This is a genomic window from Oligoflexus sp. (genome assembly GCF_035638955.1).
Lineage (GTDB): Bacteria > Bdellovibrionota_B > Oligoflexia > Oligoflexales > Oligoflexaceae > Oligoflexus.
This window is the reverse complement of record NZ_DASQYZ010000344.1, coordinates 1-22,358: the sequence shown is the minus strand read 5'-3', so window position 1 is coordinate 22,358 and position 22,358 is coordinate 1. Positions and strand designations below refer to the sequence as shown.

General features: G+C 52.4%; 22 protein-coding genes and 2 tRNA genes. 18 read left to right on the top strand and 6 right to left on the bottom strand.

Annotated features, from left to right (window positions below):
• Positions 1-38 precede the first annotated feature (38 nt).
• The 12 genes from rplX to VE954_RS30240 all read left to right on the top strand — a co-directional run bounded on the left by rplX (position 39) and on the right by VE954_RS30240 (position 8,284).
• A complete protein-coding gene (rplX, locus tag VE954_RS30295) occupies positions 39-383 on the top strand; it encodes a 50S ribosomal protein L24 (RefSeq protein WP_324960016.1) in 345 nt (114 codons plus the stop codon).
• A 300-nt stretch (positions 384-683) separates the two neighbouring features.
• Positions 684-1,337: a c-type cytochrome gene (locus VE954_RS30290; RefSeq protein ID WP_324960014.1), complete on the top strand. Its 654-nt coding sequence runs from the start codon at positions 684-686 to the stop codon at positions 1,335-1,337.
• A gap of 143 nt (positions 1,338-1,480) precedes the next feature.
• The gene (locus VE954_RS30285; protein ID WP_324960012.1) at positions 1,481-2,170 is read left to right on the top strand and encodes a cytochrome c oxidase subunit II; all 690 of its coding nucleotides are present in this window, start codon (positions 1,481-1,483) and stop codon (positions 2,168-2,170) included.
• 130 nt (positions 2,171-2,300) lie between these two features.
• Positions 2,301-3,899 carry a cytochrome c oxidase subunit I gene (locus VE954_RS30280; RefSeq protein WP_324960009.1) on the top strand — a complete coding sequence of 533 codons (1,599 nt, stop codon included), beginning with the start codon at positions 2,301-2,303 and terminating at the stop codon, positions 3,897-3,899.
• A gap of 24 nt (positions 3,900-3,923) precedes the next feature.
• The gene (locus VE954_RS30275) at positions 3,924-4,496 is read left to right on the top strand and encodes a cytochrome c oxidase subunit 3 (protein ID WP_324960007.1); all 573 of its coding nucleotides are present in this window, start codon (positions 3,924-3,926) and stop codon (positions 4,494-4,496) included.
• Between the two features lie 18 nt (positions 4,497-4,514).
• The gene (locus VE954_RS30270) at positions 4,515-4,892 is read left to right on the top strand and encodes a cytochrome C oxidase subunit IV family protein (RefSeq protein WP_324960005.1); all 378 of its coding nucleotides are present in this window, start codon (positions 4,515-4,517) and stop codon (positions 4,890-4,892) included.
• A gap of 63 nt (positions 4,893-4,955) precedes the next feature.
• Entirely contained in the window at positions 4,956-5,534 is a 579-nt protein-coding gene (locus VE954_RS30265; protein ID WP_324960003.1) for a heme-copper oxidase subunit III, read from the top strand.
• 188 nt (positions 5,535-5,722) lie between these two features.
• Positions 5,723-6,337, top strand: coding sequence for a TlpA family protein disulfide reductase (locus tag VE954_RS30260; RefSeq protein WP_324960001.1), 615 nt, complete (start codon positions 5,723-5,725; stop codon positions 6,335-6,337).
• A gap of 12 nt (positions 6,338-6,349) precedes the next feature.
• The gene (locus VE954_RS30255) at positions 6,350-7,237 is read left to right on the top strand and encodes a M48 family metalloprotease (RefSeq protein WP_324959999.1); all 888 of its coding nucleotides are present in this window, start codon (positions 6,350-6,352) and stop codon (positions 7,235-7,237) included.
• 11 nt (positions 7,238-7,248) lie between these two features.
• Complete coding sequence (locus VE954_RS30250) at positions 7,249-7,902, top strand: hypothetical protein (RefSeq protein ID WP_324959997.1); 654 nt, start codon at positions 7,249-7,251, stop codon at positions 7,900-7,902.
• A gap of 64 nt (positions 7,903-7,966) precedes the next feature.
• Positions 7,967-8,043: transfer RNA gene (locus VE954_RS30245), tRNA-Asp, on the top strand.
• Positions 8,044-8,207: 164 nt separating this feature from the next.
• Positions 8,208-8,284, top strand: a tRNA-Asp gene (locus tag VE954_RS30240).
• 41 nt (positions 8,285-8,325) lie between these two features.
• Here VE954_RS30240 and VE954_RS30235 read toward each other — a convergent pair.
• Positions 8,326-11,031, bottom strand: coding sequence for an ATP-binding protein (locus tag VE954_RS30235; RefSeq protein ID WP_324959995.1), 2,706 nt, complete (start codon positions 11,029-11,031; stop codon positions 8,326-8,328).
• Between the two features lie 328 nt (positions 11,032-11,359).
• On the opposite strand from VE954_RS30235, the gene VE954_RS30230 reads away from it, so the two are divergent.
• Both VE954_RS30230 and VE954_RS30225 read left to right on the top strand, forming a co-directional pair.
• Positions 11,360-12,964, top strand: coding sequence for an ATPase domain-containing protein (locus VE954_RS30230; protein WP_324959993.1), 1,605 nt, complete (start codon positions 11,360-11,362; stop codon positions 12,962-12,964).
• The gene (locus VE954_RS30225; protein ID WP_324959991.1) at positions 12,965-14,650 is read left to right on the top strand and encodes a HAMP domain-containing sensor histidine kinase; all 1,686 of its coding nucleotides are present in this window, start codon (positions 12,965-12,967) and stop codon (positions 14,648-14,650) included.
• A gap of 16 nt (positions 14,651-14,666) precedes the next feature.
• Here VE954_RS30225 and VE954_RS30220 read toward each other — a convergent pair whose 3' ends face one another.
• Complete coding sequence (locus VE954_RS30220) at positions 14,667-14,924, bottom strand: helix-turn-helix transcriptional regulator (protein ID WP_324959989.1); 258 nt, start codon at positions 14,922-14,924, stop codon at positions 14,667-14,669.
• Positions 14,925-15,135: 211 nt separating this feature from the next.
• Between VE954_RS30220 and VE954_RS30215 the strand changes: the two genes are divergently transcribed.
• The gene (locus VE954_RS30215) at positions 15,136-15,639 is read left to right on the top strand and encodes a DUF2721 domain-containing protein (RefSeq protein WP_324959987.1); all 504 of its coding nucleotides are present in this window, start codon (positions 15,136-15,138) and stop codon (positions 15,637-15,639) included.
• Here VE954_RS30215 and VE954_RS30210 read toward each other — a convergent pair whose 3' ends face one another.
• Entirely contained in the window at positions 15,640-16,077 is a 438-nt protein-coding gene (locus tag VE954_RS30210; protein ID WP_324959985.1) for a hypothetical protein, read from the bottom strand.
• Positions 16,078-16,150: 73 nt separating this feature from the next.
• Here VE954_RS30210 and VE954_RS30205 point away from each other — a divergent pair, with 73 nt between their 5' ends.
• Entirely contained in the window at positions 16,151-16,768 is a 618-nt protein-coding gene (locus VE954_RS30205; RefSeq protein ID WP_324959984.1) for a YkgJ family cysteine cluster protein, read from the top strand.
• Between the two features lie 131 nt (positions 16,769-16,899).
• Here the strand turns inward: VE954_RS30205 and groL are convergent, their stop codons facing one another.
• Positions 16,900-18,537 (bottom strand): chaperonin GroEL, encoded by a 1,638-nt coding sequence (groL, locus tag VE954_RS30200; protein ID WP_324959982.1) that lies wholly within the window; start codon positions 18,535-18,537, stop codon positions 16,900-16,902.
• A gap of 42 nt (positions 18,538-18,579) precedes the next feature.
• Complete coding sequence (gene groES / locus VE954_RS30195) at positions 18,580-18,867, bottom strand: co-chaperone GroES (protein WP_324959980.1); 288 nt, start codon at positions 18,865-18,867, stop codon at positions 18,580-18,582.
• Positions 18,868-19,092: 225 nt separating this feature from the next.
• On the opposite strand from groES, the gene VE954_RS30190 reads away from it, so the two are divergent.
• Both VE954_RS30190 and rimK read left to right on the top strand, forming a co-directional pair.
• On the top strand, positions 19,093-19,590 hold the full coding sequence (locus VE954_RS30190) for an ATP-dependent zinc protease (protein WP_324959978.1): 498 nt from the start codon (positions 19,093-19,095) through the stop codon (positions 19,588-19,590).
• Positions 19,587-20,474, top strand: a complete 888-nt coding sequence (rimK, locus tag VE954_RS30185; protein WP_324959976.1) for a 30S ribosomal protein S6--L-glutamate ligase — start codon at positions 19,587-19,589, stop codon at positions 20,472-20,474. Before VE954_RS30190 ends, rimK begins: the two co-directional genes overlap by 4 nt.
• 69 nt (positions 20,475-20,543) lie before the next feature.
• On the opposite strand, the gene VE954_RS30180 is transcribed toward rimK, so the two are convergent.
• Positions 20,544-22,358: methyl-accepting chemotaxis protein (locus VE954_RS30180; protein ID WP_324959974.1), on the bottom strand; the 1,815-nt coding region annotated here is incomplete at its 5' end.

Below are 22,358 nucleotides of genomic sequence, written 5' to 3'. Positions count from 1 at the left end.
AAAAACCAGAATCATCAACGTTTAAATGGATACCTGACATGGCTCAAACTACAAAGACGAAATATCAGGAAAAGTTTCGTTTGAAGAAAGGCGACGAAGTCGTCATCCTCACCGGTAAATCCAAAGGCGGTGTTGGCAAGATCGATCGCGTTGACTTCAAGAAGAACGCAGTCTTTGTCGCCGGTCAAAATATTTTCAAAAAACATAGCCGTCCCGGCGCCAATGGCGACGAGGGTGGAATCATCGACAAAGCCATGGCGATTCACATCAGTAACGTGGCCCTGGTCGATCCCAAGACTAAAAAAAGAACAGGTATTGCCTACCAAGGCCAGAAGGGCGAAAAAGTCCGCGTCGCGAAAGCTTCGAAGACTGTGCTGGGTTAATCCCCGCGCGACCCCAAGTAAAATTTTAGCTTTTTCAAAAGCCGAAGCCAGCTGAGCTTCGGCTTTTTGTTTTTTTCTATCCGATCGGATGAATCCAGCCTCCCTTGAAAGTTCGCCTGACTCCATTGTGTTTTATTTCACGTTCCTTTCGCGTGAAGTCCAACGGCATTTTGGATTTCACGCTGCGTACGCAGGCAAAAAAAAACCAGCTTTCAGTTGCTTCCCTTTGCGAAGTTATGATGTAATAAGCCGGATTTTAAAATGCTGTATCGTCGCAATATGGACCTCAGTAGGTGCTAGATGAAGTTTTTCCGGGTGGGTTTTCTTTCTATTTCCCTTGCAGCTCTTTTTGTTGCTGGCAACGCGTTGTCTCAAGATAACGGTCGGGGCGAACGAGTCTACAAACTCTGCACCTATTGCCATGGTGACCAGGGTGAAGGACGTCAGGATCTGGCAGCGCCCGCGATCGCAGGCTTGCCTGACTGGTATCTGAAGGCTCAGCTCACGAAGTTCTATGAAGGCGTGCGGGGCAGTCACCCGCGGGACCTCGGCGGTCTGCGCATGCGGCCCATGGCGCGAACTCTCTTTTCCAATCAGAATGACATCGAAGCCGTTTCCAAGTATGTCTCGGCCCTGCCTCAGCCCCAGGTAGCCGCGACCGTTAAAGGTCGAGCGATCAAAGGTCAAGCAGCCTACCAAGTCTGTGTTTCGTGCCACGGTGAAGCCGGCATGGGGAACCAAGCGCTGAATGCCCCGCCCTTGGCTGGTATGAGCGATTGGTATATGGTCACTCAGCTGCATAATTTCAAAGCCGGAATCCGGGCAGGTGATCCTGTCAAAGATCCGACCGGCGCCACCATGCGACCCATGGCGGCTACGCTCACTCCAGAAGGCATGAACGATGTGGTTGCCTACATCAACCTGCTCAAACAGAAGCAACAACAAAAACAATAAGACTTGAGGATGCCCGGTGAAATCGGATGATGCTGATCAGCTGAGTAAGAAGTTGTTTTATATTATTGTGGCTGGCGTCGTAGCGTACGGCGCCGCTGTTCTGTACTTTGTTTTGCGCTAAGACGTTTGAGGGATAACATTTTATGATGAATTTTATGTCTCTGCTGCGTGAAAGCGCGTCCACCTTTGCGAATGACATCGACAACCTGATCGCGTGGGTTGCCATCCTGGGTGGATTCTGGTGGTTGATCGCTGAAGGTGTTTTGCTTTGGCTCATCGTTAAATTCCGCCATAAAGATGGCGTCAAAGCCCAGTACATCACCGGTGAAAAGAAAGAGGAGATGAAGTGGATTCATTGGCCTCACAACATTATTCTGTTTTGCGATCTTGTGATCATCGTGATGGCGATCAAGGTTTGGCATCACGTGAAGCAGGAACTGCCACCGGCCGATGACACGATTCGCGTGATTGGGCAGCAGTGGTCCTGGCGCTTCATCCATTCCGGCAAGGACGGTATCCTCGGTACCCCCGATGACGTGGAAAAAGTGGATGAGCTGCACGTCAAGGTTGGCCAGACCTATCATTTCAAGCTGGAAACCACCGACGTTCTGCATAACTTCTCAGTGCCTGTCTTCCGGCTGAAGCAAGACGTCATCCCTGGGCGCGTCATCACTGGCTGGTTCAAGCCAACTATGACGGGTACATTCGATATCCAGTGCGCAGAGATGTGCGGGATCGGCCACGGTATTATGATGGGCCGCATCCACGTCGAAACACCTGAACAGTACGACCAGTGGCTGGCTACGCAGCAAAATGTTGCTCAAACACACTGATTTGAATCTCCGATTAACGATTAGGTGAAACATGTCAAGCAGTACGCACGCAGCACATCACGACGACCACCATCACCATTTGAGCTTTTGGCAGAAGTACATTTTTTCTACCGACCATAAAGTCATTGGGATGCAGTACCTCCTCACCGGCATCTTCATGGGTGTTATCGGTGGCTATATGTCCTATGTCTTCCGTATGCAGCTCGCCTTCCCTGGCAAGGAAGTTCCCTTCTTTGGTTTGGTGACGGCCGCGGAATACAACTCACTGATTACGAACCACGGTTCGATCATGATTTTCTGGTTTGCGATGCCCGTTTTGATCGCGGCCTTCGGCAACTATTTGATTCCGCTCATGATCGGCGCGGATGATATGGTGTTCCCCCGAATCAACCGACTCTCCTACCAGATCTTTCTCTTGTCAGCGCTGATTCTGATTGCCAGCTTTTTTGTGCCAGGCGGTGGTTTTGGTGGAGCCTGGACGGCTTATCCACCTCTGTCCGCCAAGGCCGAGTACAACTTGACTCCTTGGGGTTCAAGTCTTTGGCTGCTGGCCGTGGCTCTTGAATTTGTGGCCTTCCTTCTGGGTGGTATCAACTTCATTACGACTCTGATGAACGCGCGTGCCAAAGGCATGAAGTATACCGACATTCCCATTGTGCTCTGGATGATCGTGATCGCCAGTATCCTCTTCATGGCATCGGTCGGTCCTCTGATCGCTGGCGCTATCATGCTGCTCTTTGATCAGATGATTGGCACCGGCTTCTTCGATCCGGCACGCGGTGGCGACCCCATTCTGTGGCAGCATTTGTTCTGGTTCTTCGGTCACCCGGAAGTTTACGTTGTTCTTCTCCCAGCCATGGGTATCGTGGCGGAAGTCATGACCACGTTCTCGCGTAAGAAACTCTTTGCCTATAAGACAGTTCTCTTCACGACCATCGCAACCGGCGTTTTGAGCTTCTTCGTTTGGGCCCATCATCAGTTCATCGCCGGTATTGACCCGCGGATGGCGAACATTTTTGTGGTCACGACCGTTTTGATTTCGATTCCGATCGCTGAAATGCTGTTTGTCTATATCGCTACGCTGTACGGCGGTTCGATTCGCTTCACCACGGCCATGCTCTTCGCTCTGGCGTTCCTGGCGACCTTCCTGATCGGTGGGGTGACGGGTATCTTCCTGGGTGCCAGTGGTGCGGATATTTACTTCCATGATACTTACTTTGTGATTGCTCACTTCCATTACACGTTCGTGCCGATCGCTGTGATCGCCGTGTTTGCCGGTCTCTATTACTGGTTCCCCAAAATGTTTGGTCGTTTCATGAACGAAAAACTGGGCAAGATTCACTTCTGGGGCACATTTATCCCATTCAACACGATCTTCCTGCCTCTGTTCTTCACAGGCGCCGCAGGCGATCACCGTCGTATCTTTACTTATGCGAACTTCCCGCAGTTGGCCACACCAGGTCTGCAGGATCTGCGGATCATCGCGACCTATTCGGTCGTTGCCATCATGCTGTTCCAGTTTGTTTTCTTCTGGAACTTCTTCTACAGCATGTTCCGGGGAGCCAAAGCCGGCAAGAACCCATGGAATGCCAACACGCTGGAATGGGTCGCTCCGTCGCCTCCTCCGCATGGCAACTTCGATGTCTTCCCTGAAGTTTATCGGGGTCCTTACGAGTTCAGTGTCCCAGGGCGCGATCAAGATTTCTGGCCGCAAAACGAGAAAGCCTAATCTGCAGAGGAAGAGAACGTGGGAATGCAAACTCCAGTAGCGACGGGTCGCAGTGTAACAGGTATCCCAACAGGCCGTTTGGCGGTTTGGTGGATCGTCGGATCAGAGATCGTGATTTTCGGCGGTCTTCTGATGTACTACATCATGCTGCGTAACAAGTTTGATTTTTGGTCGGAAAGTTCGGCACACACCAACACGTTTGCAGGTGCACTGAACACTTTCATCCTTCTGACTTCGTCCTTGTTCATTGTCATGGCTCACTACTATGCCGAGCAGAAGGATCACATTAAATCCTTCAAGTATATCTGGGCGACCATCGGAGGGGGCCTCTGCTTTCTTTTGGTCAAGTCCATGGAGTGGACGTTCGAGATCATGTCCGGGTACACTATTACTTCGGAGTTGTTCTGGTCGTTCTACTATACAGCAGCCGGCATCCATGCCGTTCACGTTATCGCTGGTATGGTGATCATGGGAATTATTTCCTTCGACGTTTTGCAGCGCAAGAACATGCATCGCGTCGAACTCATCGGTATCTACTGGCACTTTGTGGATATCGTTTGGATCTTTCTGTTCCCCTTGCTCTATATCGCGAAATGATTGGTTTGGAGGCATAAAATGGCAGAGCACACGCACGCGCACAAAGACGAACACGAGCATCACGGCCCTCGTTTTTACTTTAAAATTTACCTGGTTCTGCTCGTCCTTCTGGTGGTCAGTATCATCGGTCCTGAGCTGAATAATCGGGTCTTGACCTTGATAACCGCCTTTGGTATCGCCATTGTCAAGGCTTTGATGGTGGCTGCGTACTTCATGCATCTCAAGGTCGAGAAGAAGTACATCTGGTATATGCTGTACACCATGCTTTTGATGGTTTTCCTGTTTTTCCTCGGTACGGCGGCTGACGTCATGAAGTCGGATGGAAACAACTGGACCAATGAGTCGGCTCATAGGCTGATCGACCAGCACAAGGGCAATGCCCCGGCTGAGCACTAATTCAATTTTCGAACGCTCGGCCGTGCCATACGGCCGGGTGACTCATCCCCTCAAGGAGTCCCTATGGCTCAAACCATGAGTCTATCAGCGGGTCCCGGATCCACTCGTAAACCACTCATCCCCAGCAGCGTTCTTGGTATGTTAATTTTCGTGACCACGGAAATTATGTTTTTCGTTGCCCTGGTGAGTGCTCATACCGTGATCAAGTCATCCGCCGGCGTTTGGTCGCCCCCGGACACTGTACGTCTCCCGCTCCTGGCCACCGGCTTTAATACGCTGGTGCTTTTGAGCAGCGGTGTCTTCCTGTTTTTGGCAGGTCGCAGTTTTGGTCAAGAAAAAGCCCGAACTCTATTCGCCCTGTCTATCGTTACGGGTCTCTTTTTTGTCTGCCTTCAGGGTTATGAATGGGTCAATCTGATCAAGTTTGGTTTGACGATGACCTCGGGCGTCTTTGGCGCTACATTCTTCCTGCTGGTCGGCAGTCATGGATTGCACGCCGCATCCGGTGTTCTGGCCATGATGATTGTGTACCGACTGATGAGTCGTGGGAGGATCAACCGTGACAACTTCAAAGCTCTCCAAATTTTCTGGTATTTCATCGTCGCGATCTGGCCTCTTTTCTATGCGGTCGTCTATTTCTGATGGGCTTGGGTTGTGCTTGCTTGCCGTCCTGGCTCTGTCGACCTCTGATGTTTGGGCCTGTGCCACCTGCACAGGGGCCACGCCGGAGCCTGTCAGGCAGGCCTATAATTATTCGACAGCGTGGCTGTCGTTTATACCGCTGATCTTCATGGGGTCGGTGGTTTACACCATTTATCGAGCCGCCAAACGTGGACAAACCAAAAAACAATAATAAATCGCTGCTGATTTCCCTGGTCGCCGCCCTGGTGCTGGTCGCTTCCTATATGGGCATCCAACGCTGGTTCGGGTCATGGGATGAAAAGCTCGTGCAGTACGAGCGATTTGAAATAGCTCCTGCCTTTGATTTGCCACTCCAAAAGCATGTGGAACCCGCATCGCTGGCTGGTAAAAAAAACGTGACCCTTCAGGATTTGAAGGGTCGTCCGGTTTTATTGCATTTTTGGGCCAGCTGGTGTGTGCCGTGCCGCGAGGAAAAGCCCATGCTCCAGGAGCTGGTCAATCAGCATAAGGATGGATCGCTGACCCTGATCGGCATTTCCAGTTATGAGACCGAAGTCGCACTGCGTGATTCCGGACTGCTAGCCGAAACGCCGTTTACCGTGCTCCTGGATGAAGAAGGCGAAACCGCTGTGGCCTACAAGGTGCGAGCGATTCCCCAAAGTGTTCTGGTGGATAGGGAAGGTCGCGTGCGCTATCGAGTCAAGGGCGCTCTGACGGCTGATGAAATCACAGCGATCCAGGACGTGCTGACGAGCCTACGCCGGGAAGAAAAGAAACCATCGACGGCGTCCGTTCATCCGTAAAAGTGGGGCTTTATGCTGCGTCAAATTCTGGCTTGCATCCTCACTTTCCTTGGTATTATGGCGACCTTTGTTTTTTGGTACGAGGTCATTCCTCTGGCCCCTAAGTTTGTCGCATGGGATCGTGATCCACACGATGTTTTGACCACATTCGCGGTGTGGGCCATGCTCGGTGCCTTCAGCTGTTTATTTCTCTCGCAGCATATTGCGAACTGGGCCATGAAAGTGGACCTGCTGCCGCTGGATCAGATCGATGCCGAGGTGGAACGGGCTGAAGCTGTTTTGCAAAAAGCCGTCGCGCGTTTGAAGCTGAAGACCAAGCCAAAACTTGGTATTTATGAGCGGCCCGAGTTGAATGCCTATATAGCAGGATGGACCTTAAAACATAGCACTCTGGTCCTGTCGCGGGGCGCGCTGCAAACATTGACAGCGGACGAGTTGGAAATCCTGATGGGACGCGAGCTGCTGCATTTCAAAAGTGGTGACGTCAGGGCTTTGGCCTTCATGGAAGGGATGATTTTCGCCTTTACCCTTTATGTCGCGCGGATGCTGGCGTTTCTGTTGGGGACAAGTCTTCGGCAGACGGAAGAGGAAGCAACGTCTTCGGATGGTGTGGAACTTTTTGTGACCAGTGTTTTAATCGTGCTCGTGACGGTGCCCGGTGCCCTTGTCTTCTGGTGGTTCAGCCGTTCCAGTGCGCTGCGGGCGGACACAGCCGTGGCCAAGGTCATGGGACAGAACGCTTATGCAGCCTTGCCCGCACGCCTGCCAGGAAGCCAGGCCCTGCGCCGCGAGATTTTTACCGATGCCTTTAAATTACAGAGCCGACCATTCCCAAGGATTTTATCCTGGCTGTCTTTACAACCGGAACTTTCACTTCGTTTTAAACGATTCTCTGCCTAAGGATACAAGCGATGAATGCAGCGACCAAAAAAACCTACAATAGTCGAGTCGTCTTCTGGATTATAGCCGCTCTGATGGCTTTAACAGCAGTCTACATGACCATCGTTATCAAGAAGGTTCCCCGCACGATCGAAAGCTCGAAGATAGGACCTTTTCCAGGCCTTGTGGATCAGCTCATCGCCTTTCATATCAATCCACCGGCTCCGGGGCATGACGGCAAGACCTGGGATAAGGATGCCGTGAACGAAGTGATGGCGAAGCTGACGCCTTATGAAGGTCTGGCACTGAAACGTGCTGCTGTTGGCTATGAACTGCAAACGGCCACCTCCACCATCTTGAATGAGCGGCCTCTGCTCATGGTGCGCCTGAAACATCCTGAGGGCGAGATGTTCACGCTTGGTATGTTTCCCATATCCAAAAGGCACTTCCCGAAGACGAGAAGTTTTGTGCACAAAGATGCCTGGTTTTTTCAATATGGCAAGGACCTGGAAGGTGCGCCCACGGCCCTCCAAAACGAGATTCCCGCGCTTAAGGGCCACAACGTGAATCTGATCGCGACCAATTATGGAAATGATTACTATCTGCTTTTGGTAGGCGAAGCGACGTCCAAAGACCTTGCCAAGCGGCTGTTTGAAGCCACGACCGTCTTCTCGCCCAAGAAGTGAATTTTTTTCAGGCTTTGGTGTTGACAAAAGATTCTGAAACCAATAATTATGGAGTCCTCCTAGCGGGGGTGTAGTTAAGTTGGTTATAACGCCGGCCTGTCACGCCGGAGGCCGCGGGTTCAAGTCCCGTCGCTCCCGCCATCTTTGTAAGTTATCGCGTAAGCGAGAATCATAGAAGCCTCTATCAGTTGCCCTGATAGAGGCTTTTTGACGTATCAACCTAGAGCATTGAAATTCTTCCACTTTTTCCTAAAAAACTGTTGGACAATTGCAATCGGTTTCAGTATCTTCACAACTCGTCGGACGGGGGTGTAGTTAAGTTGGTTATAACGCCGGCCTGTCACGCCGGAGGCCGCGGGTTCAAGTCCCGTCGCTCCCGCCACTTCCGACTTCTTTTCCCTTCCTCTTCAGCCTGTCGCTTTTTTAATTTCCCTGATTATTTACATTCAAATTTTCCATAACGGAAAGCAGTTCCTTGATATCAACCGGTTTGGCCACATGAGCTTGATAGCCACTCGTAAAGGCTCGGGATTTATCCTGACCTCGGGTATAGGCGCTTAACGCGATCGCGGGAATCAGCCCGCCTGCATCAGGGTCACGCGTCCGTAGGATCTCCAGGAACTGAAATCCGTCCATACCAGGCATTCCAATATCAGAAATAATAAAATCAAAGCCCTGGGTGCTGAGCAGATTTAAGGCGGATTCCCCGGAATCGGCAAGTTCAACCATGAGTCCCAACCGGGAAAAAATAAGACCCAGCACCTTCCGTGAAGCAGGCTCATCATCAATGATCAGGATGCGCTTTTCGCTCAGACCCGGGGGGCATTCGATGCGAAAGAATTCACTGCCCTTGTCGCGCAAACCCTGGACTGCTTTGTGCAAAGGCGCCACCGGTAGATCGATTTCAAAGCAGGAACCTTGATTTTTTCCAGCGCTTTTGGCCGTTATATGTCCATCATGAAGTTCGACCAGGTGGCGGCAGATGGCAAGTCCCAGCCCAAGGCCCAGATGCTTGCGCGCCATGCTGTTGTCGCCTTGACGAAAGCGGTCGAAGATAAACGGCAAAAGCTCCGGCTCGATACCCTGACCACTATCCCGTATATAGACCCGGATGCTGGTCTCTTCGGATATCAGACCGACTTCGATGGTCCCTTGTCGCGGCGTGAATTTCACCGCGTTATTCAGAAGATTCCAAAACACCTGCTGCAGTCTATCGGGATCGACATAGACCATCATCGGTTGGGAAGCCATGTTGATGAGTTGAATGTCCTTCGATTGCAGGGCGGGCTTCACCGCGTTGATGGCATTGTGCAGCACGCGATTGACTTCGATGACTTCCGGATGAATCTGCAGTTTGCCACTGACAATGCGCGAGATATCAATCAGATCCTCGATAAGTTGCAGCTGATCATAGGCATTGCGTTCGATGGTTTGATAGGCATCCTGATATTCGCTTTCGTGCAGAAGGCCACCGCGAATCATCTGCATCCAACCGATCATGGAATTCAAGGGCGTGCGCAATTCATGGGAAACCATGGCCAGGAACTCATCCTTGGCTTGACTTGCATACTGCAGATCGCGGTTCAGTTTCTCGATCTCTTCGGCTTTTTTCACAATGCTGGCCACCAGGAGATAAAGAAACCGAGTGGCTGCATCCACTTGCCAATCCAGCCAGGGTTGCGAATATCCCTTGACCGTCTGCTGCCAGAGTGCAAAGGAACCGCGAGGCGATAGCCGATCGCTGCCATCCATCGAAGTCTTGTCGGGATTGCCGGCCCAATTCACTGTGCTCACGATTTCGGGGCGAAACCAAATGATGCAATCATCTGTGCCCGAGAGCAGGTGAATGGCAATAATACCGGAAGCCGACTCGGCATGAGCCGTGGCGTCAGGAAATTCCGTCGATAGCTTATGAGTGGCCCATACATCCTTGGTTTTATGGGTCTGAAGCCACTGCACCAGGTGTTGAATGAATTCCCTGGGTGGAGTCACTCCGGCCGTCGCCATCTGATCGCGGTATTTCACGACCACGCCTTGGGCTTCCACCATCTGCAAAAGTTCATCTGAGCTCTTCAGCAAACCTTGCACCAGCGAAGGTTCGGCTGCGGTACTGGTAAGGATGTCGGACATGAACTGGATAGACGTGGCGCGTTTGGAACTGTAATCACTTCGCTCGCGTGACGAAATCTGCCAGGACAGGATTTGAGCCAGAGATTCACAGGCCAGCCGCACATCATAGGCTACGAATTTGGGTGAATAATGATGGCAGGCGATCAAACCCCAAAGCTTTCCATCCTGCAGGAGCGACACCGACATGGATGCTTGAACGCCCATATTACGTAGGTACTGCAAATGAATGGGGGATACACTCCGCAAAACGGAATGACTCAAATCCACAGATTGGCCGGTCCTGGGGCTGATATCCGGGATCAATGGAGCCGGTTTATAATCGCGATCTGCGATGAGGCGAAGCCAATTGACTGTATAGAGCCGTCGTGCCTGTTCGGGAATATCCGACGCGGGATAATGGAGGCCGAGAAAAGGCTCCAGGTTGGGTTCCCTGGCTTCGGCGATGACCTGGCCGTTCCAATCATTATCAAATCGATACAGCATAACCCGATCGAAAGAAGTCAGGTGCTTGACCTCCTGAGCCGCGCGATGACACATTTCATCGATGCTATCCATCTCCCGCATGCCTGAGATCGTTTGCCTAAGCCGCAGATGGTAGTTTTCAAAAATTCCATTGTGCCCGCTGACACTGTTTTCCAGTTCCATGATCAAAAGTCCCGAACTGCGATGCAGGATGGCCTGCATGGGCGGAAGTCTGGATCCAGCGCGACTGCGAATCTCCAACGGTCCGCACAGCAGCGGATCGGCATGGCTATGGAGGCAATCCAGAATGGACTGCCGGCTGTGGTCTTCAAACAGAATGGAAAAGTTCTGCTGCAAAAGATCAGCAGGTGTCAGGCCAAACTTCTCGAAAACATTGTCGCTCACCAATTCAATGGTCGACGTGCTTTCATCAATCCCCAGAAGAACGCCATGAGGCTGGATGGATCCAGGAACGTGAATCGGCTCCTGGTCACAGTTTGTCAGATTCACAGTGCGATTATGCGGCTCGTTCTTCATCGTGTGAAATCCAATGCTTATTCGTACAACACCCAACCTTAATGCGGGGTCTGCAAATTTTCAATGCCTTGCTCCAGTTGGAAAAGTAAGAATAACGAGCCGAATTTTTCCATCTTAAAAATCCATTTCCTTTAACATTCAGTGATTTAAGACAAATATGTGAAAACCGTGCAGACAATTGTCTGCATTTTTATTCGCATGTTTGGTGTTGAGAGCGCCAGATAGCTTGAAAGAAACTTGCGAAGTACGAAGAATATATGTATTTTTTCAAACGCAACTTAAACGCGTACGTGATGACGAGTCGACTCTATCCATGGATGGTCTACCGATGAGAGAGCTTATTCCGACAGGGATTGCAGGATTGGACGATATCCTGCTTGGTGGAGTTTTAAAAGGTAATGTCATCGTCGTGGAAGGCATGCCGGGCACCGGAAAATCCACCATGGCATCGGAGTTCCTTTATCGCGGCGCCAGGGACTCCCATGAGCCTGGTCTTATCGTCTGCTTTGAAACCTCAGCGCAAAAGATTGCGCGAGATGCCGCAGGATTCGGCTGGGACATCCTCGCCCTTGTGCGTGAAAACAAACTCAAAATTCTTGAACTTCAGCCCAGCGTTCTCATCGATGAGCTGCAAAGCGAGGCTGGCGTCCTGTCTCAGGAAATCGCGCGGATAGGGGCCAAACGCGTGGTCATTGATGGATTGACGCCATTGCGTATTTTGAGTAGCCGGGATAATGGGCAGTTTCTGCGCGAAACCTTGCATCGACTTTGGCTCCGTTTCGCCAGTTTGAACGTAACAGCCATGCTGACAACCGAAGTGAGCTGCAATCATCCCATTGGCGAGGCTGGAGCGCATGAAGAACAATTCCTGGCCGATACCTTGATTACCCTGAGAAAAGAAGCGCGTCGCCGCAGTGTCCACCGTTCGATTGAAATCGCCAAGTCACGCGGCCAGGATTTTTTTTCGGGACGGCATGCATTTGCGATTCAGCCCGAAGTTGGGGTCCGCGTTTTCCCTCGCGTTTATGCACGACCCAAGCATTACGAGACACAGCCGAGTTCAACGGAACGCATTTCCTCAGGTAATGGCTCATTGGATCGCATGCTAGGGGGCGGCCTTTTGAAAGGCTCCGTGACTCTAGTGGGCGGCATTTCCGGCACCGGCAAAACCATTCTAGGCATGCAGTTTTTGACGGAAGGCGCCAAACAAGGCGACCGTAGCCTGTTGGTCAGTCTCGATGAACATCCTGAACAGATTCTACGCAATGCGGATGAGCTGGAGTTGGAGTTCAGCTCCCTCCATGCCCAAGGCCAAATCCTTCTGCATTATGACTCGCCCTTGGAAGTGGAGCTGGACGAGCATTTTTATTCGATCAAATCCTTTGTCGAAAAACACGATATCAAACGTGTTGTGATCGATTCGGTTGCGGCCTATGAAAGTACGCTGCCGGATGAGTCTCGAGAGTTTTGCGTAACCCTGGCCTCCTATCTGAAGGGGCGCCAAATCACCACAATCTTCAACTTTGAATGTCCCGAGCTGCTGGGTATTTCCCAGATCAACGACCGCATGAAGTCATCCGCAGTTGCCGATAACATTGTGCTGCTCAATTATATTGAAATTTCGACCATGATCCGCCGGGCTATCACGATTCCTAAATCGCGAGCCAGCAAGCCGGATCAGAGAACGCGCGAATATATCATTCAACCCGGCGGCATCATGATCCTCGATGACAAATCCGTGGAGGGTGTGGAACGAGTGCCGCAGCTGCCTCTCTCCAGCTATTATGGAGTGCTGGCCCGAGCCCCGACTCGGCATAGCCCCGTTATTGATGAACATGTTGCCGCGGGCAAGCCTTTGCCGAAATCACGGATGCCGAGTTCATCGCTCAAATCAAAAAAGGACAGCTCTAAAAAAAGTAAGAAAGGGCGTTGAATGCCGAGGCAAGCGGGCGAGGGCGATTATTCTCTCTTTGATCGTTCGGTGTGGACCGAGCCACTCTTCAAGTTTGCTCAGGTCTCGCGGTTGGTGATCAGTCTCTATGATCGGCACGGCAAAAGATGGTGCGGCCCCTGTTTCAATCATGCGTTGGCCGCTCGTCTGGCAAGTGCTGGAATTTGGGAGGTATCCGGTTGGGGGAGCCAGCACGAGCGGGCTTTGGTGCAGCGGTGCGTGACGCAGAACGAGACTGTGCATGAGGTGATCGCCGATATCTTTGGCCACCTGGCTGTCCCTTGCAAACATGAAGGCCAGGTGATGCTGGTTCAGGTCCTGGGCTGGGTGCACCAACGGGTCCCTGACTCGGCTGCCCTTGAAAATCTGGTGGATCAACTGCACGTTCCCTCGCCTGAACTTGGGCAGCTCCTGCGCGTGATGCCGCCGATCCCTGAGGAAAACTTGCGTGCGCATGGGCAGATGTTGGAAACATTTTCTTCCACGCTTCTGCAGCAGGTTCTCATCCACAAGCAAACGCATCGTCAGGCGGCTGGTTTAAAAATTTTGAACGATACAGCTTTTGCTTTTGCTGGAGCCACGACCGAGCAGGAAATTTGCCAAATCGCTCACATGGCTCTCAAAGGTCTGCTTCGTCATGCGCAGGTGGAGATCAAACTGAATCCGCCCGAGGAAGTGGCTCGCGGTGTGGCGCTTATGACCCCGGCCTTATCCTCACGCCGTCCCATCAGTCTGCCCATTTTCGGCGCCTCCAATTTCCTTTTTGGGCAGATCGAAATCAGCCCGGAATATGGGACGCCGATCGAATTTTTTATGGAACCCCTGTCAGCGTTGGCTAAGCAGTTGGGAGTGGCTTTACAAAAATCGCGTTGGCTACGCAGTCTGGAAACGGAGCGCCATGTCTTGGAAGTGGCCAATACGGAGCTCAAACGGCTCCATCAGGTCAAGGATGAATTTCTTGCCACGGTATCCCAGGAACTGAAAACGCCATTGAACGCGATTATGGGTTGGGCTCGCATTCTGGGGGACCAGGAAGAGAAGCACGTTAAAGAAGCCTTACTAAAAATTGAGGGCAGCGCCCGCCATCAATCGCGTTTGATTGAGGATCTGCTCGATATCTCACGCATCACTTCAGGCAAAATGAGCCTGCAAAAAGAGGAGATCGAAGCTGCGGCTTTGATCACGACAACTTTGGACAGTGTCATGCCCCTGGTCCAGGCTCGGGGGCAAACCCTTGAGCTGCGGCTAACCGATCAGCCGATCCGTTTACGTGGGGATCGTATGCGGCTTCAACAGGTTTTTTGGAATCTTCTTTCCAATGCCTCGAAGTTCACTCCCGACGGTGGTCAGATCACTGTTATTTTGGAAGATATGGCTCCCTACGTTCGGTTTGAAGTCATGGATTCAGGCCAAGGCATCGCCGCTGCGGACGTCATCCGCTTGTTCGATAGCTTCCATTTGGGTGAAGCCTGCTCAGCTCGTGAACCCGGCGGCCTTGGTCTTGGATTGACTCTGGTCAAGCATCTCGTGGAATTGCATGGCGGTTCGGTGGCGGTTAAAAGCGCAGGGAAAGGTCAAGGGGCGACATTCAGTGTGCTGCTCCCGCAGGCCTTTATCGAAAGTCAGGAGCCGGGCTATTCCGATTCCGAACGTTCCGAAGCGTTGTGACCTTTCCAGGACCCATTCAGCGACGCAGGGGCACGTTACGTCGTCCCGGGCGTTTCATGGCTTTCTCTGTATGCCGAATCATATCAACAGCCGGAATATCCAAAGCTTTCGATATTTGAAAGACGGTCCCGAGAGTCGGCTGCCGTTTGCCACGTTCCAAAAGTGAAATGAAGGTTCGATCCAATCCACTGTCCAGGGCCAATTGCTTCTGGCTCAGGTCGCGCGAGCGTCGAATTTTCTTAAGAGCGGCTCCAAAGGCTGTGGCGATTTGCATGGCGTGGTCCTGATATGACGAAGGATCCCGGGGACACATCGTAGACTCTGCCAGCGAAGATTGCCAGCCCGTGTGTTGACACCGTGCCCCTTCATTGATTAAGACTAACTCCCTTTCGTAGGTCTCAATATGGCCCAAATGGCGTATGCAGAAATGACTGTCGTTTTGTTATAATGGAAAGGACTCAGTGCCTTTCAAGGAGATTTCAAGCATGTTGGCAACGGACAGTTCCGAACTCGCCAAGCTCATGTCAGCGTCCATCGCCCCCGTTTTCCTAATCACAGGTATCGGTGGAATCCTTTCCACCATGGCCCTTCGTTACGGACGGGTGATCGATCGCATTCGCACCCTGCTGCGTGACGGTCCCAAACTCTACCGCAAGGAAATCGGCACGGACCACCTGAACCGCGAGCTGCGTTCTCTTTATAAACGAGCGCGACTCCTGCGCATGTCCATTATCCTGGGCGTGGCCTCGATTTTTAGCATTTCCATTACCATCACCGTGCTATTCTTTTCGCTGACGTATGGATTTGCGGCGCTTTATATTCCGCAGTTCTTTTTTATTCTCTCCCTCGGTCTTCTGATGGTTGGTCTTGCCGCCTTTATTCAGGACTTTGCCATGTCCCTGGCGTGTATCGAACACGATATGGATGCGCGATCGTCGATCGATATGCAGGAAACCAAACAGGAAGCTATTTTCAAGTCGCTCGACTGATCACTTGCCGTATTCATTCATACCGAGTTTGGCCTTGGCTTCGGCCATGGTCAGCTTCTTTTTATCACCGCCGCTGCCGCCTCCACCTTCATCACCATCGCCGCCGCTGCCTACAAAACGATCCTTGCCGTCTTTGAAAAGGATATTGAAGCTCGTCAGCGAACCGTAGGATTTGGTGATGTAGGCCTGAAGATTGATCTTATCCTCGGCTGAAAGTTGGGGGTGGCTGTTGAGTTTTTGCTCCAGCACCCGCAGACTTTCCCGTATGCCGATAATCTTTTTGAAAAAGACGTCGATGGGAATATCCTTCGGCTGGGTATCATTCCCAGGCTTGAGGGTGACTGTCCCGCCCTGCCAACGGGGGGCAATTTCAATCGGTTTCGGCCCACATTCCTCTTCAATCAAAGCCTTGAGCCACTGCTTCAGTTCATCGTTCATCGATATCCTCCCTTGCTCTTGCCAACCATGGTAGCATGCTTTTCTAAACAATCTTCCAACGCGGTGCTGTGTCATGTTGAATCAGAGATGGACTCGTCTATCCTTGCAGATTGTGGAGCTTTATCAGGAACTCGATCGGGACGTGGCGGCGTTCGCCGTGCAGTCCGGCATGCGCTGTCCCAGTGGGTGTGGCGCCTGCTGCCGAAGCCCGCACGTGGAAACCACGGTCGCTGAAATGCTGCCATTGGCCCTTTTATTGTTTGAAAATGGTGAAGTGGAATCCATGTTGGAACGCCTGGAGCATGGACCTGTAACCTGCACGCAGTATGAAGCCGTGCCCGGCCACCCGGATCAGGGACGCTGCCTGAACTATGCGCAACGTCCGGTCCTATGTCGGCTGTTTGGATTCATGGGATCGCGGGATAAAGCGGGGCAGTCGCGCTATGGTGCCTGCAAGGTTTTGCAAACCATCGCGGCCGATCGTATCGAAGCTGTTGATGCTGATGTGAAAACAGGAGCGATGGACATTCCCCTGCTGATTCCTGCGCATGAACGAATCGCAGAAATCGGTGGGCCTCTGGGAACAGATACGCTGCCGATCAATCAGGCTCTGCTGCGTGCCATCGAGATTGTGGGACTCAGTCAGCAGCTGGAGGATCTTGGCGCTGAGGAGTCACGCGAGGCTTTGTGAAATCGCCGGGCAAGACACTGTCTCGCGCCAGATGCTGCCGATAAAAAAAGACCCGGTCGAAACCGGGTCTCTTTCTTCGAGGTCACACCTCGTCCACTCGCTTTTACGCGTAGACTGAGGCGTGCACAGGCTTACATGTAGCCGCCATCATCATGGTCGTGACCGGCATGCGAGCCACCTTTGGATTTTCTCTCGGGCTTGTCCGTAATCATCGCTTCGGTGGTCAGCAGGAGGCTGGCCACGGACGCCGCGTTGGTCAAAGCCGTTTTGGTGACCTTGGCCGGATCGATCACACCAGCCTTGAAGAGGTCTTCATAGATTTCGGTGTGAGCGTTAAAGCCGAAGCCATCCTTGCCGGCGCGGATCTTGTCCACGATCGGAGCTGGCTCCAGACCGCAGTTCAAAAGGATCTGACGCAGAGGCTCTTCGATCGCGCGTGAAACGATTTTCACGCCGTGAAGTTGTTCGATGGTATGAGTCTTCAGGTTCTCAAGAACCGACTGAGCGCGGAGCAAAGCCACGCCTCCACCGGTCACGACACCTTCAGCCACGGCCGCGCGGGTGGAGTGCAAAGCATCTTCCACGCGAGCTTTCTTTTCTTTCATTTCCGTTTCGCTAGCCGCACCGACGGAAATCACAGCCACACCGCCGACCAATTTGGCCAGACGTTCCTGCAGTTTTTCCTTGTCGTAGTCGCTGCTGCTTTCTTCGATCTGTCTTCTTATCTGCTTCACGCGAGCGTCGATGACATCTTTTTTACCCTTGCCGTTGACGATCGTCGTGTTGTCTTTGTCGATCGTGATCTTCTTGGCAAAGCCGAGGTCTTCGAGGTCAGTGCTTTCCAGCTTCAGACCCATGTCTTCAGCCACCATGGTGCCGCCGGTCAGAGCCGCGATATCTTCCAGCATCGCCTTACGACGATCGCCGAAAGCCGGGGCTTTCACAGCTGCAATTTTCAAAACGCCGCGCAGTTTGTTGACGACGAGGGTGGCGAGAGCTTCGCCTTCGATATCTTCGGCGATGATAAGAAGTGGCTTCTGCAGACGAGCAACTTTTTCCAGCACGGGAAGAAGTTCTTTCATGCTCGAGATTTTTTTCTCGACCATGAGGATGTACGCGTCTTCCAGTTCCACCATCATGCGCTCAGCATTGGTGACGAAATAAGGCGAGAGATAGCCGCGGTCGAACTGCATCCCTTCCACAACGGTCAAGACAGTTTCAGTGCCTTTGGCTTCATCCACGGTAATGACGCCGTCACGGCCGACTTTTTCCATGGCATCGGCGAGGATGGTGCCGATTTCCTTGTCGTTGTTAGCCGAAATACTGCCCACATGCTGGACAGCTTCGCGTGTGTCGCAAGGCTTGGCCTGGCCTTCGATATGCTTCACAAGGGCAGCCACAGCCTGGTCGATCCCGCGCTTCAGTTCCATGGGGTTGTGACCAGCGGCCACCAGTTTGGAACCTTCACGGAAGATGGCCTGAGCCAAAACAGTCGCGGTTGTCGTGCCGTCACCTGCCGCGTCGGCAGTACGGGAAGCGACTTCTTTGACCAGCTGCACGCCCATGTTTTCGAATTTGCCTTCGAGTTCAATTTCCTTGGCGACAGTAACGCCGTCCTTGGTAATCAGAGGGCTGCCAAAAGAGCGGTGAATCAGAACGTTACGACCTTTGGGACCCAATGTGACTTTGACTGCATTAGCCAGCGTGTCCACGCCTTTCAGCATGGCTTCGCGGGAAGCAGCACCAAAGTTGATCATTTTAGCGGTCATCAGCACTCCTTGAGTATCTTGTATGTGATGGATAGAGATAAATCAGTTAACCACGGCCAGAATATCTTCTTCGCGCATGATCAGGTGGTCGACACCGTTAATTTTGATTTCGTTGCCGGCGTATTTGGAATAAAGGACGCGGTCACCCACTTTTAATTCTGGTTTGACTACGCTGCCGTCTTTGAGGACGCGGCCGTTGCCGACACCGATGACTTCACCTTCAACAGGCTTTTCTTGCGCATTGTCGGGAATGATAATGCCACTTGCCGTCTTGGTTTCAGCAGTCAAGGGCTTGATAACAACTCGGTCCTGCAAAGGTCTAACTTTCATCGAACATTCCTCCCAGAAGATTAACGGAGCCCGAATATCTTGTAATTCAGCTCATAAAATAAGATCGAAACCGGATCTGTCAACGCCCCCTTCAAAAATTTTCCCCCGGGTTGCATAAATTACGCATTTCGGGATACTGAAGGTGTTGGGACAGAACTGCGGACTTTCAAAAGTGGGTTCATACTATACGGAACCGATCGTCGTGACGAGAGGATAAGACAATCCATGCTCGAACAGCATGCGGGGCTGCTGCCGCACACAAAAAGTTTTCCGAATCTCATTGTCGTTGGTTGGCGGGAGTGGGTATGTATGCCAGCTCTTGGCGTCGACCGCATCAAGGCGAAGATCGATACCGGGGCCAGGACCTCGTCCCTGCATGCCTTCGATATCGAAGTGATTAAGCACCGGGGCAAGGAAATTGTTCGCTTTAAGGTCCATCCCTTGCAACGGCAGAGTCGCAAGATTATCGTTTGTCAGGCGGACCTTTACGACGAACGAATCGTGCGTAGCTCGTCCGGACATTCTTCGTTACGTCCTGTTATCATGACTCAACTCCAGGTTGGCCCTTGTTTTTGGGATATGGAACTGACTCTGACCAATCGGGACAAAATGGGATTTCGTATGTTGATCGGCAGACAGGCCATTCGTAAACATCTTCTGGTGCATCCCGGAAAGTCATTTATCCTGGGTACCCGCAGACCACGGAAGGGTGAGGGCTCATGAAGATCGTCATTTTGTCGCGTAAAAAGGACCTCTATTCCACGCGCCGCCTGGTGGAGGCCGCTGAAGAGCGCGGTCACCAGGTGCGGGTGATTGACTATCTGCGTTGTTATATGAACATCACGGCGACCGATCCCCGCATTATTTATGGGCATCAGGTGCTGACTGGCATCGACGCTGTGATTCCCCGTATCGGGGCCAGCTATACGTTCTATGGCACAGCCGTCGTTCGTCAGTTTGAGTTAATGAAGACCTATGTGATGAATAATTCGGCGGCGATCGCCTGCTCGCGGGATAAGCTCCACTGTCTGCAGAAGTTGGCCAAGGCTAACATCGACCTACCGGTAACCGGCTGTGCGCACAGCACCAAGGATGTGGCCGGTTTGATTGAGATTGCCGGTGGCGCGCCGCTGGTCGTGAAACTTTTGGAAGGAACCCAGGGCATCGGTGTGGTGTTGGCAGAAACCAAAAAAGCTGCTGAATCGGTGATCGAAGCCTTTCGCGGTTTGGATGCCAATATCATTGTGCAGGAATTTATCCGGGAGGCAGCAGGCAGTGATATTCGCTGCTTTGTTGTGGGTGATCAGGTCGTTGCGTCCATGATGCGCAAGGCAGCCGACGGTGAATTCCGCTCCAACATTCATCGCGGGGGTAGCGGTCACGAGGTGGAGATCTCGGAGACCGAAAGGACCATGGCCATCCGCGCCGCCCAGCTTCTGGGGCTTGAGGTGGCTGGAGTTGATATCCTGCGGTCCAAAAATGGCCCGGTGGTGATGGAAGTGAATTCTTCACCTGGTCTGGAAGGCATCGAGAAAACGACGAAAGTGAATGTGGCCGGCGCCATCATCGGACATATTGAGCAGCGCCTGCAGGGTTCGGTGACCTAAGCCCATGCATCTCTTGCAACAGCACATGCAAGGTCTGCACCTCGGCGGTGCAGCAACCTCCGCATCGGATTAATCTTTGCTGAAGCCCGGATCGTTCGGATCCACTTGGGCGTTGGTATGACCATCCCCTTCACTGCCGGCTGCCATCGGCATGCTTTCGAAGTCTTCCGGTGTTGCTTTTGCCGCTTTTTTCCGGCCCAACGATAGCTTCACGACATTGGATGGGGTTTCCGTTTCGGTAGCCTTGACGTCGGCGACCGATGGGTTGCGTTCCGCTTTCGCGGCGGCGTGCTGGTCGGCTGACTTTTGCATCATCCGAGCGCCGGATACCAAAGTATCCAAATCACGGATAATGGTCCGCAGCTGACTCGATTGCTTGGACAAAGTTCCGGCATACCCCATGGTTTCGTGGGCCATGTCGGAGTTTGCATGCGTGGTGGTATCGATCTCATTCATGGCGACCGTGATGTTGCTGACGCCTTCCGCTTCCTCTTTGGCTGCGGTCGAGATTTCTTCCATCAGTTTTTTCACGCCATTGACGTTTTCCACAACTTCCTGGAGGATTTCCTCGCAACGATTGGCGATATCCACGCCGATGTGTACTTTCTCGCCGCCCTTACGGACCAGAATATCCATCTGCTGCTTGGAGTCTTTGATGATCAGTTCCACATCCGTACGGCTGCGGGCCAAAAGATCCCCGATTTCCTTGGCGGCTGAACCACTCATCTGCGCGAGGTTGCCGACTTCTTCGGCCACCACAGCGAAGCCTTTGCCGTGTTCACCGGCGCGGGCGGCTTCCACTGAAGCATTGAACGATAGCAGTTTGGTCTGGAAGACGATGTCGTTGATCACTTGAGTTTTGCTGGAAATCTCATTAATGATTTGAACAATGCTTTCCACACGCTTATTGCTTTGATCGACCTGCTTGGTCATATCATTGATGTTATTTTGAATCTCCTGCATGGCGAGGCGCATCTGATTCACCGCTTCCTTGCCTTCGCTGGCAATATGAAAGCTCACCGACGCTTTTTCCGCCGATGACGATGCGTTCTCGACGCTCTTGTTGACCATGGCGGTGATTTGATTCAGGGTCGCCACGGTTTCCTGAATGGCTGAAGCCTGTTCCGTGGTGGCGGCGGACACTTTCTCGGCTGCAATCTGCAAGGAATCACTGGTTTTCTTGGTGCCCAGTGCCGTTTTATTAACTTTGCGAGAAATGTTGGTGAGCGACCGGGAGATTTCGGTGAATTCCACCAGCGACCCAATCGAGATAAAGACGATCACGACAAAGATGACGAGGAACAGCCAGGCGCTGAAACGGGCCAGCTTATCCAGATCTTTGATCTCGGTATCATTATGCGTCATGATTTGAGTCGACAGGCTCTCCATCATGCCTTCCAGGTTTTGAATCAACCCGCGTTGGGTGGCACGGATATCCTTGACCTCGGTATACGAGGTGCCCAAGGCTTGAGTGGCCTGGCTGTAGTTTTCGAGCAGTGTTTTCAGCGTCGTTTTTTGAGACGTGGTCCAGGCTCCGCTCTTGGCCACCTGCACCGAGAGAAGTCGGGCGGCCTCCAAAACCTTGTCCGCATGGACCTTGTCGCGAAGAGTCACAAGGTTGCTCTGGTGCCGAACCATGCTCTCGAAATGCGCCCAGGCACGGCTATCCATGACGCCGGTTCCCAGTATTTTTTCCACACTGTCGGTGATCTGTTCCAGCTGGCCCCGGGTGCCTGTGGTGGCGTCGCCCTGAGCCTTGATCTTGTCGACCATGGGTTGAAAGGAAGCCCGATAGGCGGCAATGGAATCCTTGAACTTTTGAATGTCCTCACTTTTCACGAAGTCCTGCTTCACGCTGTCGACTTCCATCACGAACAGATCGAC

What these genes read in the sequence shown, in the direction of transcription:
- rplX (WP_324960016.1), top strand. Translation starts at nt 39, where the DNA reads ATGGCTCAAACTACAAAGACGAAATATCAGGAAAAGTTTCGTTTGAAG.
- VE954_RS30290 (WP_324960014.1), top strand. Translation starts at nt 684, where the DNA reads ATGAAGTTTTTCCGGGTGGGTTTTCTTTCTATTTCCCTTGCAGCTCTT.
- VE954_RS30285 (WP_324960012.1), top strand. Translation starts at nt 1,481, where the DNA reads ATGATGAATTTTATGTCTCTGCTGCGTGAAAGCGCGTCCACCTTTGCG.
- VE954_RS30280 (WP_324960009.1), top strand. Translation starts at nt 2,301, where the DNA reads ATGCAGTACCTCCTCACCGGCATCTTCATGGGTGTTATCGGTGGCTAT.
- VE954_RS30275 (WP_324960007.1), top strand. Translation starts at nt 3,924, where the DNA reads ATGCAAACTCCAGTAGCGACGGGTCGCAGTGTAACAGGTATCCCAACA.
- VE954_RS30270 (WP_324960005.1), top strand. Translation starts at nt 4,515, where the DNA reads ATGGCAGAGCACACGCACGCGCACAAAGACGAACACGAGCATCACGGC.
- VE954_RS30265 (WP_324960003.1), top strand. Translation starts at nt 4,956, where the DNA reads ATGGCTCAAACCATGAGTCTATCAGCGGGTCCCGGATCCACTCGTAAA.
- VE954_RS30255 (WP_324959999.1), top strand. Translation starts at nt 6,350, where the DNA reads ATGCTGCGTCAAATTCTGGCTTGCATCCTCACTTTCCTTGGTATTATG.
- VE954_RS30250 (WP_324959997.1), top strand. Translation starts at nt 7,249, where the DNA reads ATGAATGCAGCGACCAAAAAAACCTACAATAGTCGAGTCGTCTTCTGG.
- VE954_RS30235 (WP_324959995.1), bottom strand. Translation starts at nt 11,031, where the DNA reads ATGAAGAACGAGCCGCATAATCGCACTGTGAATCTGACAAACTGTGAC.
- VE954_RS30230 (WP_324959993.1), top strand. Translation starts at nt 11,360, where the DNA reads ATGAGAGAGCTTATTCCGACAGGGATTGCAGGATTGGACGATATCCTG.
- VE954_RS30225 (WP_324959991.1), top strand. Translation starts at nt 12,965, where the DNA reads ATGCCGAGGCAAGCGGGCGAGGGCGATTATTCTCTCTTTGATCGTTCG.
- VE954_RS30220 (WP_324959989.1), bottom strand. Translation starts at nt 14,924, where the DNA reads ATGCAAATCGCCACAGCCTTTGGAGCCGCTCTTAAGAAAATTCGACGC.
- VE954_RS30215 (WP_324959987.1), top strand. Translation starts at nt 15,136, where the DNA reads ATGTTGGCAACGGACAGTTCCGAACTCGCCAAGCTCATGTCAGCGTCC.
- VE954_RS30210 (WP_324959985.1), bottom strand. Translation starts at nt 16,077, where the DNA reads ATGAACGATGAACTGAAGCAGTGGCTCAAGGCTTTGATTGAAGAGGAA.
- VE954_RS30205 (WP_324959984.1), top strand. Translation starts at nt 16,151, where the DNA reads ATGTTGAATCAGAGATGGACTCGTCTATCCTTGCAGATTGTGGAGCTT.
- groL (WP_324959982.1), bottom strand. Translation starts at nt 18,537, where the DNA reads ATGACCGCTAAAATGATCAACTTTGGTGCTGCTTCCCGCGAAGCCATG.
- groES (WP_324959980.1), bottom strand. Translation starts at nt 18,867, where the DNA reads ATGAAAGTTAGACCTTTGCAGGACCGAGTTGTTATCAAGCCCTTGACT.
- VE954_RS30190 (WP_324959978.1), top strand. Translation starts at nt 19,093, where the DNA reads ATGCTCGAACAGCATGCGGGGCTGCTGCCGCACACAAAAAGTTTTCCG.
- rimK (WP_324959976.1), top strand. Translation starts at nt 19,587, where the DNA reads ATGAAGATCGTCATTTTGTCGCGTAAAAAGGACCTCTATTCCACGCGC.